Below are 11,875 nucleotides of genomic sequence, written 5' to 3' on the forward strand. Positions count from 1 at the left end.
CCTGCACGCCGACTTCGGCCTTGGCTTTGTCGCGCGGTTTGCGCGCCCGCGCCGGCACCACCGCCACGCCATAGTGCTCGGCCAGGTCGCGGTAGCTCGGGTTGATGTCCGGCTCGTAGCGATGGCTCTTACTCACGGCACTTCGCAGATTGTCCGGCACCACGATCTCCGGCACGCCGCCGAGGAAGGCGAAGCAACGGGTATGCGAGCCCAGCCAGTCCGGCAGCTGCTGTGACCAGGTGGCTTCGGCGAAGGTGTAGCTGGACGCGCCAAGCACCGCGACGAACACCTGCGCCTGGCGGATCTCGCCGCTGTGGCGGTCGATAACCGGCACCGTCTGGCCGGCATAGTCGACGAACAGCTTCTCGCCGACGCGGTGCTCCTGACGCATCACCACGTCCAGCTTGCCCTGCCAGGCCCGGTAGTGCTCACAGAACCAGCTGTACTGAAAGCCCTGCGGCTGGCTCAGGCGGTACTCCTGCCAGAGCAGCGCCAGGGTCACCCCGGGGCGGCGCAGTTCGGCATGCACCCATGCCCAATCGGGTAAAGGCCGCTTCTCACTGGCAACCGCCGGGGCCGGCGGGAACAGTTGCTGCTCCAATTCGGCATCGGACAACGAACAGGGCCAACTGAGACCGCTGGCGGCAAAACGACAGAGGTAATCACCGGCACTGCTGTGGCCAGTACCCAGGCTGCGGGCGATCTTGCGCACGGACAGGCCGCAGTCGAACTTGAGGCGCAACACCTCTCGGATTTTACGCATGGATAAACGCTCCACGACGACCTCTTCGCTTCGAAAAAGAGGTCGATGGTAGTGAATAAATCCTGCGTAGCTGCCTGCCTGAAAAGTGTCCGGATGGCCGTGGAATCGGTGTCCGGATGCTCGTGGAGTGAGTGTCCGGATCAGCGTGGAATCACTGTCCGGATGTGCGTGGAATGGGTGTCCGAGTCAGCGTGGAATCCGCAAGCTCACCATGACACTTCACCGCGTTGCGACACCCGGCATCGGCCTGACTCAGCAGGCCGAACACGCCTTGTCCCAATGGATCGAACCCTGCCTCGGTTGCGACCTGATCAGTGCAGGAGCCATACGCGAGCTATGCAACGACGGCACACACCTGCACTTGCATCTCGAGCTGGGCTTTCCAGCAGACGGCTACCGTGATTCGCTGGGCCGGGCTCTGAAGGCCCTGCTTCTGGCCCATACCCAGGCAGCTTCCGTGGAGGTAGAAATCGACTGGTCCGTCAGCTCGAGCTCCATCACCCGACAGACCCTGCCGGGCGTCAAACACATGATCGCAGTCGCCTCGGGCAAGGGCGGCGTCGGTAAATCCACCACGGCAGTCAACCTGGCGCTGGCGCTAGCGGCCGACGGCGCTCGCGTCGGCATGCTCGACGCCGACCTATACGGCCCAAGCCAGCCTCGCCTGCTCGGCCTCAGCGGCCTGCCGGACACTCGTGATGGAAAGATGCAGCCGATGATCGGCCACGGCCTGCAATGCATGTCGATCGGCTTTCTCGTGGATGACGAATCGCCTGTCATCTGGCGAGGCCCAATGATCACCCAGGCCCTGACTCGCCTGCTGCAGGAAACCAACTGGCACGACCTCGACTACCTGATCGTGGACCTCCCGCCAGGCACCGGCGACATCCATCTGACGCTGGCACAACGGATGCCGGTATCCGCTGCCCTGATTGTCACTACCCCACAGGACTTGGCCCTGCTGGACGCGCGCAAGGGTCTGCGCATGTTCGAGAAGGTCAACGTGCCGGTGCTCGGCATCATCGAGAACATGAGCCTGCACGTTTGCAGCCAGTGCGGTCATGAAGAACACATCTTTGGAAGCGGCGGCGCACGGCGCATGGCCGATCAATACGGCAGCGAGCTGCTCGGGGAGTTACCACTGGATATGCGAATTCGCGTGGGCGCGGATGACGGCGTACCGATCGTCATCGCGGAACCGACGGGCGCCCTGACGCAGACCTATCAGACCATCGCGCGCCGGGCCGTTGCGCGGTTGTCTCTGCGCGAACGCCGAACTACCGCGACGGTTCTGCCGGAGGTAGTTGAAGCCTGACAAATATCGATCCGCCGCCCGCTCGCCTTACTGGAACGGATGAAGCTATGACTCAGTCCCAAGCCGCCTGTAGCAAGGCTGCTATCGGCCAAAAGCGGCCAGTCGTAACGGGCAATCATCGGCCAACTAATTAGTGCTTCACAATCACCCAGCGCTAAAATAGAGTAATGATTATTACCTAATTGGTATTTTACTCTACATGAATAGTTGGTTATCCCTGATCATCGCCTTGCCTACCGCTAACGCCACAGAGCGTATGCGTGCCTGGCGTGCCCTCAAGAGCAGTGGCGCAGCGGTACTGCGCGATGGGGTCTATTTGCTGCCCGACACTCCCGCCTGCCGAGAAGCATTGGAGGCTGTTGAGCGCGACATCCTGGGTAGCAATGGCACAGCCTTTCTGTTGCCCATCAATGATCCACAAGGCGAGCGTTTTATCGAACTGTTCGACCGTAGTGAGGACTACGCCAAGCTGCGCGTCGATATCGAGGCGTGCCAGGCTCAACTGACTTCGGATAACGCCCTCACCAGCACCAAGCAGGTACGCAAGCTGCGCAAGGCGTTTGCGCAGGTGGTGGCCATCGATTTCTTCCCTGCGGCAGCGCGGCAACAGACCGACACGGCCCTCAAAACACTTGAAACGGCCATCAGTCGGGCACTGTCGCAGGATGAACCGAGCAGTCACGATCAGCCTATCGAACAGCTTGATCGTCGCGACTACCAAGGCCGCCTCTGGGCTACGCGCAAGCGGCCCTGGGTTGACCGCTTGGCCAGCGCCTGGCTGATCCGGCGCTGCATCGATCAGAGTGCTCGCATTCTCTGGCTGGACACGCCAAGTGATTGCCCTGATGAGGCGCTGGGTTTCGATTTCGACGGCGCGACCTTTAGCCATGTCGGCAGTCGCGTCACCTTCGAAACCCTGCAAGCCAGCTTTGCACTGGTCGAGCCTGGCCTAAGCCGCATCGCTGCTCTGGTGCATTACCTGGATGTCGGTGGCGTTCAACCCGCCGAGGCTGTTGGCATCGAACGTGTATTGGCCGGGCTGCGCGAAACCATCCTCAATGACGACCAGTTGCTAACGGCTGCTTGCGCCATCTTCGATGGGTTGCTGGCGGCATTCGTGAAAGAAGAGACCTCTGATGACTGAGACCACACTGCCACCTGTAGAGCAGGATCTGCCACGTACCGAGCCTGTCAGTTTGCTTCAGGCTTTTCTGTTCTGGCTCAAGCTCGGTTTCATCAGCTTCGGTGGCCCAGCCGGACAGATCTCGATCATGCACCAGGAGCTGGTGGAGCGTCGGCGCTGGATCTCCGAGCGGCGTTTTCTACATGCCCTGAACTACTGCATGCTGCTGCCCGGCCCGGAGGCCCAGCAGTTGGCCACCTATATCGGCTGGCTGATGCACCGTACTTGGGGCGGTGTGATTGCCGGGGTGCTATTCGTGCTGCCCTCGCTGTTTATCCTGATCGCGCTGTCGTGGGTCTATATCGCATTCGGCGATGTGCCGGTGGTGGCCGGACTATTCTATGGGATCAAGCCCGCCGTGACCGCCATCGTGGTACAGGCTGCTCACCGCATCGGCTCCCGCGCACTGAAGAACAACTGGCTGTGGGCGATAGCCGCCGCCTCGTTCGTGGCGATATTCGCCCTTAACCTGCCGTTCCCTCTGATCGTACTGGGTGCCGCCGTGATCGGTTATTTCGGCGGGCGTTTCGTCCCAGAGAAGTTCAGCGTTGGCGGTGGTCATGGCGCTGCCAAGCAGTCTTACGGCCCGGCGTTGATTGATGACGACACCCCAACACCGGAACATGCACGTTTTCGCTGGCCGCGACTGCTCTTGTTGGCAGTCATAGGCGCGGCGCTGTGGGCATTGCCCATGGGCTTGTTGACCGTCCTGTTCGGCTGGGAAGGTACGCTGACGCAGATGGGCTGGTTCTTCACCAAGGCCGCACTGCTGACCTTCGGCGGTGCCTATGCGGTGCTGCCCTATGTCTACCAGGGCGCGGTCGGCCACTATGGCTGGCTGACCCCGACACAGATGATCGACGGTCTGGCCCTGGGTGAAACCACCCCTGGGCCACTGATCATGGTGGTGGCTTTTGTAGGTTTTGTCGGTGGCTACGTGCAGCAGGTATTCGGTGCCGATCAGGCCTTCTTGGCCGGTGCCGTGGCCGCCAGCCTGGTCACCTGGTTCACCTTCCTGCCGTCCTTCCTGTTCATTCTTGCGGGTGGCCCGCTGGTGGAATCGACCCACGACGAACTGAAGTTCACCGCGCCGCTGACGGCCATCACCGCCGCCGTGGTCGGGGTAATCCTCAACCTGGCGTTGTTCTTCGGTTATCACGTGCTCTGGCCGCAAGGCTTCGAAGGGACTTTCGACTGGCCTTCGGCGCTAATTGCCCTGGCGGCAGCGGTGGCCTTGTTTCGCTTCAAACGCGGCGTCATCCAAGTGCTGATGGCCTGTGCGTTGGCCGGGCTGGTGGTACACCTGCTGCAAAATTGAGAGGTAGAAGATGAGCAGAATCTCGATATGCGAACTGGCGGAATGGCAGGCAGCAGATCGGACGTTCACTTTGCTGGATGTGCGCCGTACGAGCGTCCGGCTTGCCGATGCCCAAGAAATCGCCGGCGCACACTGGCGTGATCCTGAGGATGTCTTCACTTGGAAAGATCAGGTTACACGGGACAGGCCAGTGATTGTCTATTGCGCCAAAGGGCATGAAATCAGCCAGGGCATCGCCGCTACTCTGGAGGCCATGGGCCTGGATGCGCGCTACCTGATCGATGGTTATGCTGGCTGGCGCGGCGCTGGTCGACCCACCCGGAGTTTATCCCGGTAGGCAGGAGGTGCTGCATAAAATGGATCACCCGCGAGCGCCCGAGAATCGACCGAGTCGCATGCCCTTTAACGTTTACGCAGACAATGGGCGATGTACTTACTTGGCCTTATAGCAGTTCGATGCCAAAACGGCGGACGCATAAGGCAAACAAACCGAAACAAGCTGCGGTAGCGACGATGTAGATCAGCAGAGCTGGCCAGAAGCCGAAGCGGGTCAGAAGCATGGGAAACGCGAGTAGCGGCGGCAAGGTGGGCAACACGTACCAGAAGGTGTACCACGCATGGTTAGCGATCTTTTCTGCTGGCTGGTTTTCAACGTTTAGCCAGATAAGCGTCAGTACGGTGATCAGGGGCAACGCCGCAATAAGGCCCCCAAATTTGTCACTACGCTTCGCGATCTCCGAGACCACAACGACCACGATTGCTGTCAGGAAATATTTGCTGATAACCCAAGCCATCTTGCATCTCCTTGAACGCTATTGTGGATGCCTTTTAATTAGAGGTACTTGGTGATTTGCTTGAAGTCTTCGAGTGATGCGCGCTCGCCTATCGCAAGTGCTTCGACCGTATGTTCCAGGCAGTGGTCGATATGGTCTTGGATAAGCACACGCTTGGCCTGGCAGACGGCTTTTTCCACGGCATGCAGCTGCTGAGCGATGTCGACGCAGGCCCGGCTGTCTTCAATCATGGTGACGATGCTGCGCAGGTGGCCCTCCGCACGCTTCAACCTTTTGATGATGTCGCCATGACTTTGGTGCTGGTGGCCGTGTTCGTGATCGCTCATGCCTTGAGTCTCGTGCGTCGATGAATTACGCTCGCATGCTATCCCCCTGGGGGGGATATGGTCAAACCGGCTACCTCCCCAGAAAAGCCACCCGCTTAGGCATCGAAAGAACCACAACATGCTCAGCAATCCCATCAGCACCAAGGTGATTTTTGCCCTTGCTCTCGCCATATTGATGGCTTGGGCTGGGCATACCTCTGCGCTGTTTATGGGGTCGAGCCTGCCTGCCTTGGGTGGCAGTGACGGTGCTCATTCGCATGCGCATGGTGACGAGACGCTGGCCTGTGCGGCGTACGGGGATCACTGCCACTCGCCGCTGACCGCCGACCATCTGCATGAAACACCGCACCTGACCGCGCTGCTGAGCATCAGCACGCTGCCAGAACGTGCGCAGCCGATACCCGCCCCTCATTACTCCATTCCTCCAAGCCCGATCTTCCTGATCGAGCGGCCACCGCGCGCCACATTCGTGATCTGACACAGGCCGCTGTGCGGCCCAAGCCCCCTTTAATTTAGGACTCAACCATGCATTCGCTATCTATGGGCGCAATGGACGCATCTGTCGTGCGCCCGAATCGCTCGTTACTACTGTTGCTGCTGTTCACGGCATTGCTGTTTCTCGGCATGCCTGACGCACTGGCCCACGCTGTCGCCGAGGGCGACAAGGGCTTTATCCAGGAAAGCTCCGGGGTGATGGTGCTGCCGTTCATCTACATGGGCGCAAAGCACATGATCACTGGCTACGACCACTTGCTGTTTCTCTTCGGGGTGATCTTCTTTCTCTACCGTCTGAAGGATGTGGGGCTCTACGTCACGCTGTTCGCCGTGGGCCACACCGTGACGCTGCTGTTGGGCGTACTGGCGGAAATCAACATCAGCTCCTATGTGATCGACGCCATCATCGGTTTCTCGGTGGTGTACAAGGCGCTGGATAACCTGGGCGCATTCCAGCGCTGGTTCGGCCACCAGCCGAACACCAAGGCGGCCACGCTGATCTTCGGCCTGCTGCATGGCTTTGGTCTGGCGACCAAGATTCAGGAATACGAGATCTCGGCAGATGGCCTGATCGCGAACCTGATCGCCTTCAACGTCGGCGTCGAAATCGGCCAGCTCCTGGCCCTGAGCGCCATCCTGATTGTCATGGGCTACTGGCGACGCACCGCCAGCTTCTGGCGCCATGCCTACACCGCCAACGTCGCCATGATGAGCGCCGGTTTCCTCTTGATGGGTTACCAGCTCACCGGCCTGATCGTCTCTCAGTAAGGAATTCTCAGCATGTTCAATACCAAGCTCCCGACCCAAAGCGAATTGCCAACCAGCCGCCAACTGCTGCGCTCCACTGTGATCGCCGTGGGTGTTGCCGCAGCCTTACTGGTCACCGTGGTGATGCCTTCGGAGTACGCCATCGACCCGACGGGTGTTGGTCGCGTACTCGGCCTGACCCAGATGGGTGAAATGAAGATAACCCTGGCCGAAGAAGCGGCAGCGGATGCAGCGGTTCAGCCAGCTGCGGCACCAGTCGTGCAAGCCCCCGTGCCTGTTCAACTTGTAGTTCAAGAACCTGTTGCAGCAGCACCTGTGGCCGAACCCGTAGTTGAGCCTCAGCCAGCCCTGAAGTCGGATGAAGTGACCGTCACGCTGAAGCCGGGCGAGGCCAGTGAAATCAAACTGGAGATGCTGGACAAGGCCACGGTCAGCTACGAGTGGACGACCAATGGCGTACCGGTCAACCACGACACCCATGGCGAGCCCTACAACGGCCCCAAGGGCTACTACCACAGCTACAGCAAGGCCAAGCAGATCAAGGGAGACAAAGGCGAGTTCACCGCCATCTTCGACGGCACCCATGGTTGGTTCTGGCGCAATCGCAGCAACAGCGACGTGACCATTACGCTAAAGACCAAGGGCGAATACCTGAGCGTCAAACGAGTTATCTAAGGCAAAGCGCCCCAGCGTCATCAGGCGCTGGGGCTTCTACACACCTGATCGAAATTGAAAGGGATACACAATGAAAACCACAACTACCCTGACTCGCTCCCTGCTAATGGTTTGTCTGCTTGGTTTACTGTCAGCCTGTGGTGGCAGCGAGCCGGAAACCCAGTCCGAAGTCGAAAGCCACGGTCATGCTCACGACTAAGAACTGAAACGCTGCGATGTCACGCGCGAGGAGAGCTACTTGCGCGTGACAATCAGCATTTTCCTGAATCGCCACTGGTCTTGTAGACACTCGATGGCCGCTATTGGCCGGTATCTGCCTGCCGCGTTAGGCAGGTACCGGCCAGAAGCGGATAGTCAGTGTCTACAAAAGTGAGGTCGATTCAGTTATACACAGCTCAGTCTGATACGTATCGGTCAGAGCTATATTCCTGAGCGAAGCGGCTCAGTCAGAGCTGCTTTTGCGGTGGAAAGGGCTCAGGCTGAGCTTCTAAAAAGAAAGATAAAAAGATTAAAAAGAACGTGCTGGCTAGGCCATGTACTAACTTGTCCCTCAAGTGTCAGTGAGACGGTAAAGATTGACCCGAAGCGGTTCGTTTTTCAGGTGGTTCTAGTGGAGTGCCTGAGATTTGTTGACACTTGGGGGATACGTAATTTTAGCGGCTAAAATTCTAACGCTTGCAGGCGCTGTCGGGAGGTTTCCCGTTCGCTTGGCGTTAAATCACTTCGGCTGGCTGTACAGTGTCCCAGCGTGCGTCAGCCGGGAACCACGAAAACGGGTCTTCCACAAACAAATAAATTAGATGCTGTTCAATGCCAATGGCAGTTCTGTATCGGGCTGATATTTCTAGTCGATCAGTTTCCATGGCGATAAGAAGGTTTTTAACTGAGTTGAAAATTCCTAGCTCGTCTAGAACGCTCCAGATGCTAATGTCTTCAAGGCACATCCAGATGCACCTGTAAGCACTAACGCAATCTAGTGGTATGTGGGTAACTTCGTCTAAGTGCCTATGAAGTCTATATAGAGATATAGCTTCTGTTAGATGGCGAATTGTTAAGGGTTTGCCATAAATCTCGGCAAATAGTAGTTCGGACTCGAAAACGTGCAGCGTTTCGGCAAAGCTTCGATTGTGCGTTTTATCTGATGTGCCCCATGCCTCGTCATCAATGAATGGCCCAAGGTTGCTGTATTGGGTTCGGCACAGTGCCCAAAGCCGATCAATGTCTCCCCACAGGGCTGTCCACAAGTCCGATGGGCCGTTCAAGTAGAGATCATTTGCATCACTGTATATAACGCTCAGGCTGTCGAGCAGTCTGTCACGTGACTGCGATAGTGATCTGATGCCGCCTATATACCCATACCAATGACCGCTTTGCGTACTGCTGGCGTAGCCGCGTTTCGCTAACTCGTTATCAATCTTCTTCCCAAATTGAAAGCGTGTTTCTACGTCCAAGCGTCTTCCTACTATTCGTAGTAGTGCAGTTGTTCTGATGATTTCAGGATTGCTAGTGCTTTGTGGTTTTCCGAGGTAAGGCATTTTAAACCTGCTCCGTCGGGCGTATTAGGACAAATTGTCCTAATTAATGGTTAGTGTTTTCCTGTTAATGGAAGTTTATATGTTTCTACTCGAATATTCAGCTGTCTATGCATTGATTGGTTTGGGTTAGAGATGAGCGAGACATTAGATTTTCTGCGGCAGCTTTATGGGCCTGTTATGACCGTAGAGCAGTTGGCAGAGCGGTTAAGTCGAAAGCCAGCTGGGTTAAGAGCTGTATTAGGAAAGGCTAATTCCGGTCAGGCATGGATCGAGGTGTTGCGAGCTAATAAGCGGACTCTGGGGCGTAGGACGTATTACCCCATTGAGGTTGTTGCAAAAGTTCTGGATGGCGAAATTCGAGAAACCCACTAAAACCCGTTTAAAGCGCGATTGGTAAGTCTATTTTGCGTCGTCTGAAACACGATTTTAGGCTGCTCAACACGATTTTATAGCGGTTTAGGCGAATTAAAGTCGAAGGCCCAAAAATGGCATTTCAGTCGGTTTTCCGATCTGGGTGGAGTCGCCTTTTAAACGGCTTTCATGGCAGGGCAAGACAGGTGAAGTACCTGTACCGGCAAGCCGGAACAGTTTCTTCACTGCACCCTTATTCGCGCTACGCGCTCAACGGGTGTCTTGCCCTGCGGGGCAAGCGGCTGCCGCCGCTACAGGAGCAGTTGATGACTGAGCAGAGAGCGATAACCAGGAAAGAAACCACGCCCATAAACGTATGGGTTACGCCAGATGAGAAGGCACAGATTGATGCGCTTGCTCAGCAGACAGGGCACAGCATGTCATCGCTCCTGCGCTGCCTGGGTATGGGGCATCAGCCCCCCAGCATTCTCGACAGCAAGATGATTCTTGAACTGGCGAAGATCAACGGTGATCAGGGGCGGTTGGGTGGCTTGCTCAAGATGTGGCTGACCAACGATGAGCGCTTTGCCGGTTTCGACGCAGTGCAGATGCGCAGAACCATTGAGGTCGTTTTGTCGAGGATTCAGCAGACGCAGCAAGCAATGCTGGATCTGGTAATCAAGGTGCAGGGAGAGTGATGTGGAAATTTTAGCGGCTAAAAAAATGGGCCTTATCGCTTTGGCGCTCTGTTCGCTAAGCGGTCAGCCGGCCTATGCAGGCATCCCCGTGATCGATGGGGGCAACCTGACCCAGAACGTGCTTACAGCCATGGAGAGCGTTGCCCAGACGCTCAAGCAGGTAGAGCAATACGCCAAGCAGGTCGAGCAGTACTCGACCCAGCTACAGCAGTATGAAAATCAGCTGCAGAACACGGCCGCGCCTTCGGCCTATATCTGGGATCAGACCAGCCGCACGATCAATAAGTTGATCGAGGCGCAGGACATGCTGGCGTACTACCAGCGTAAAGCTGGCAGCCTGGACGCCTATTTGGCCAAGTACCAGGACGCTGCCTACTACCGCAGTTCGCCATGCTTCAGCGGTGAGGGGTGTACGCCAAGTGAGCGCGAAGCGATGTCTGCTAATCGCCGACTGGCCTCTGCCTCCCAGAAGCAAGCCAACGATGCCTTGTTCAAAGCCATCGCCCAGCAGCAAGACAATATGGCAGCGGACGCACGACAACTGGAGCGCCTGCAATCTGCTGCATCCACGGCAGATGGCCAGGTCAAAGCCATTCAATATGCCAACCAGCTGGCCAGCCACCAATCGAACCAGCTTCTGCAGATTCGCGGGTTGATGCTTGCCCAGCAGAATGCCCTGGTCGTTCGTAGTCAGTCAGACGCTGACCAGGCCGCCAAGGAGCTGGCTGCGCATGAGGCATCTACTGCCGCTCGCGGGCCGGAATCGCTTCCCGCTAATCCGAAGAAGTGGTGAGGAGAAACGTTATGACCAAGACCCCCCCGGTGTCAGGCTAGTTGTCGCCTGAGCTGATTTATCAAAACGATAGATCGGGGGCGTCAAAGAGAGCTGTAATGTCGAGCTATTCACCTGAGCGTAAAGCGGCCCTTATCCGTAAATTACTGCCGCCGCAAAACATGTCCGTGGCCGAGTTGTCGCGCCAAGAAGGCATCTCCCAAGCCACCCTGTATGCTTGGCGCACAAAGCTCAAAGCAGGAGGCGCGGTAGTGCCCGGAGACAAGAACAACGCCGATGACTGGCCGGCCGAAGCTAAGTTTGCGGCTGTGCTACATGCCGCTGCCTTGAGCGAGATCGAGCTCAGCGAATACTGCCGCAGCAAGGGCTTGTACCCCGAGCAAATCAGCGCGTGGCGCCAAGCCTGCATCACGGGCCAGATGTCCGCCAAAGCGCAGCTCAAGGCAGAGCGAGATCAAGCACGGGCCGACAAGAAACGCATTACCGAACTGGAGCGCGAGTTGCGGCGCAAGGACAAGGCGCTGGCGGAAACCGCCGCCATATTGGTACTGAGAAAAAAGATGAATGCCTTCTGGGGAAACGACAGCGAGGACGTTTGACCTCGCTGCCAGAACGGCAACAACTCGTTGAACGCTTTAACCATGCCGTCGCCTCTGGCGCGCGCAAGGCGGTGGCCTGCGCAGAGATTGGCCTGTCGCTGCGCAGCCTGCAACGCTGGGCGCTGATGCCTGTTATACAGGCCGATGAGCGCACGACCACGCTACGTCCACGGCCGCTCAACGCCCTGAGTCCTGATGAGCGCCGCGCCATTCTGGAGGTGTGCAACAGCCCGCCATTCGCCAGCTTGCCGCCGAGCCAGAT

General features: G+C 57.6%; 13 protein-coding genes and 2 pseudogenes. 11 read left to right on the top strand and 4 right to left on the bottom strand.

What is annotated here, in order from left to right:
- Positions 1–763, bottom strand: a pseudogene (gene istA / locus SOP97_RS02160) (IS21-like element ISPpu7 family transposase); the annotation flags it as partial.
- Between the two features lie 211 nt (positions 764–974).
- Here istA and apbC point away from each other — a divergent pair.
- The 4 genes from apbC (at position 975) to SOP97_RS02180 (ending at position 4,916) form a co-directional block, all read left to right on the top strand.
- Positions 975–2,078 (top strand): iron-sulfur cluster carrier protein ApbC, encoded by a 1,104-nt coding sequence (gene apbC / locus SOP97_RS02165; protein WP_322948092.1) that lies wholly within the window; start codon positions 975–977, stop codon positions 2,076–2,078.
- A gap of 199 nt (positions 2,079–2,277) precedes the next feature.
- On the top strand, positions 2,278–3,222 hold the full coding sequence (locus SOP97_RS02170) for a chromate resistance protein ChrB domain-containing protein (RefSeq protein ID WP_285798095.1): 945 nt from the start codon (positions 2,278–2,280) through the stop codon (positions 3,220–3,222).
- Positions 3,215–4,579: a chromate efflux transporter gene (gene chrA / locus SOP97_RS02175; protein ID WP_285798096.1), complete on the top strand. Its 1,365-nt coding sequence runs from the start codon at positions 3,215–3,217 to the stop codon at positions 4,577–4,579. Before SOP97_RS02170 ends, chrA begins: the two co-directional genes overlap by 8 nt.
- 10 nt (positions 4,580–4,589) lie before the next feature.
- Complete coding sequence (locus SOP97_RS02180) at positions 4,590–4,916, top strand: rhodanese-like domain-containing protein (protein WP_285798097.1); 327 nt, start codon at positions 4,590–4,592, stop codon at positions 4,914–4,916.
- Positions 4,917–5,022: 106 nt separating this feature from the next.
- Here SOP97_RS02180 and SOP97_RS02185 read toward each other — a convergent pair whose 3' ends face one another.
- Together SOP97_RS02185 and mreA are read right to left on the bottom strand one after the other, a co-directional pair.
- Positions 5,023–5,373 carry a DUF3147 family protein gene (locus SOP97_RS02185; protein ID WP_285798098.1) on the bottom strand — a complete coding sequence of 117 codons (351 nt, stop codon included), beginning with the start codon at positions 5,371–5,373 and terminating at the stop codon, positions 5,023–5,025.
- Positions 5,374–5,411: 38 nt separating this feature from the next.
- Positions 5,412–5,699 carry a metal-sensing transcriptional repressor MreA gene (gene mreA / locus SOP97_RS02190; RefSeq protein WP_045733414.1) on the bottom strand — a complete coding sequence of 96 codons (288 nt, stop codon included), beginning with the start codon at positions 5,697–5,699 and terminating at the stop codon, positions 5,412–5,414.
- A gap of 118 nt (positions 5,700–5,817) precedes the next feature.
- On the opposite strand from mreA, the gene SOP97_RS02195 reads away from it, so the two are divergent.
- The 4 genes from SOP97_RS02195 to SOP97_RS02210 all read left to right on the top strand — a co-directional run bounded on the left by SOP97_RS02195 (position 5,818) and on the right by SOP97_RS02210 (position 7,836).
- On the top strand, positions 5,818–6,177 hold the full coding sequence (locus tag SOP97_RS02195; protein ID WP_285798099.1) for a hypothetical protein: 360 nt from the start codon (positions 5,818–5,820) through the stop codon (positions 6,175–6,177).
- Positions 6,178–6,224: 47 nt separating this feature from the next.
- Complete coding sequence (locus SOP97_RS02200) at positions 6,225–6,962, top strand: HupE/UreJ family protein (protein ID WP_285798100.1); 738 nt, start codon at positions 6,225–6,227, stop codon at positions 6,960–6,962.
- Between the two features lie 12 nt (positions 6,963–6,974).
- Complete coding sequence (locus SOP97_RS02205) at positions 6,975–7,637, top strand: transmembrane anchor protein (protein WP_285798101.1); 663 nt, start codon at positions 6,975–6,977, stop codon at positions 7,635–7,637.
- A 70-nt stretch (positions 7,638–7,707) separates the two neighbouring features.
- Positions 7,708–7,836, top strand: coding sequence for a hypothetical protein (locus SOP97_RS02210; protein ID WP_322948093.1), 129 nt, complete (start codon positions 7,708–7,710; stop codon positions 7,834–7,836).
- A 514-nt stretch (positions 7,837–8,350) separates the two neighbouring features.
- Here SOP97_RS02210 and SOP97_RS02215 read toward each other — a convergent pair.
- Positions 8,351–9,088, bottom strand: coding sequence for a hypothetical protein (locus SOP97_RS02215; protein WP_322948094.1), 738 nt, complete (start codon positions 9,086–9,088; stop codon positions 8,351–8,353).
- Positions 9,089–9,729: 641 nt separating this feature from the next.
- Here SOP97_RS02215 and SOP97_RS02220 point away from each other — a divergent pair.
- The 3 genes and pseudogenes from SOP97_RS02220 to SOP97_RS02230 form a co-directional block, all read left to right on the top strand.
- Positions 9,730–10,221, top strand: a complete 492-nt coding sequence (locus tag SOP97_RS02220; protein ID WP_322948095.1) for a plasmid mobilization protein — start codon at positions 9,730–9,732, stop codon at positions 10,219–10,221.
- 1 nt (position 10,222) lies between these two features.
- Positions 10,223–11,014, top strand: coding sequence for a P-type conjugative transfer protein TrbJ (trbJ, locus tag SOP97_RS02225; RefSeq protein ID WP_411912014.1), 792 nt, complete (start codon positions 10,223–10,225; stop codon positions 11,012–11,014).
- A 98-nt stretch (positions 11,015–11,112) separates the two neighbouring features.
- A pseudogene (locus SOP97_RS02230) lies at positions 11,113–11,875 on the top strand (transposase); the annotation flags it as partial.

The organism is Pseudomonas spirodelae, from assembly GCF_034653255.1.
GTDB classification, from domain to species: domain Bacteria; phylum Pseudomonadota; class Gammaproteobacteria; order Pseudomonadales; family Pseudomonadaceae; genus Aquipseudomonas; species Aquipseudomonas spirodelae.

What these genes read in the sequence shown, in the direction of transcription:
- apbC (WP_322948092.1), top strand. Translation starts at nt 975, where the DNA reads ATGACACTTCACCGCGTTGCGACACCCGGCATCGGCCTGACTCAGCAG.
- SOP97_RS02170 (WP_285798095.1), top strand. Translation starts at nt 2,278, where the DNA reads ATGAATAGTTGGTTATCCCTGATCATCGCCTTGCCTACCGCTAACGCC.
- chrA (WP_285798096.1), top strand. Translation starts at nt 3,215, where the DNA reads ATGACTGAGACCACACTGCCACCTGTAGAGCAGGATCTGCCACGTACC.
- SOP97_RS02180 (WP_285798097.1), top strand. Translation starts at nt 4,590, where the DNA reads ATGAGCAGAATCTCGATATGCGAACTGGCGGAATGGCAGGCAGCAGAT.
- SOP97_RS02185 (WP_285798098.1), bottom strand. Translation starts at nt 5,373, where the DNA reads ATGGCTTGGGTTATCAGCAAATATTTCCTGACAGCAATCGTGGTCGTT.
- mreA (WP_045733414.1), bottom strand. Translation starts at nt 5,699, where the DNA reads ATGAGCGATCACGAACACGGCCACCAGCACCAAAGTCATGGCGACATC.
- SOP97_RS02195 (WP_285798099.1), top strand. Translation starts at nt 5,818, where the DNA reads ATGCTCAGCAATCCCATCAGCACCAAGGTGATTTTTGCCCTTGCTCTC.
- SOP97_RS02200 (WP_285798100.1), top strand. Translation starts at nt 6,225, where the DNA reads ATGCATTCGCTATCTATGGGCGCAATGGACGCATCTGTCGTGCGCCCG.
- SOP97_RS02205 (WP_285798101.1), top strand. Translation starts at nt 6,975, where the DNA reads ATGTTCAATACCAAGCTCCCGACCCAAAGCGAATTGCCAACCAGCCGC.
- SOP97_RS02210 (WP_322948093.1), top strand. Translation starts at nt 7,708, where the DNA reads ATGAAAACCACAACTACCCTGACTCGCTCCCTGCTAATGGTTTGTCTG.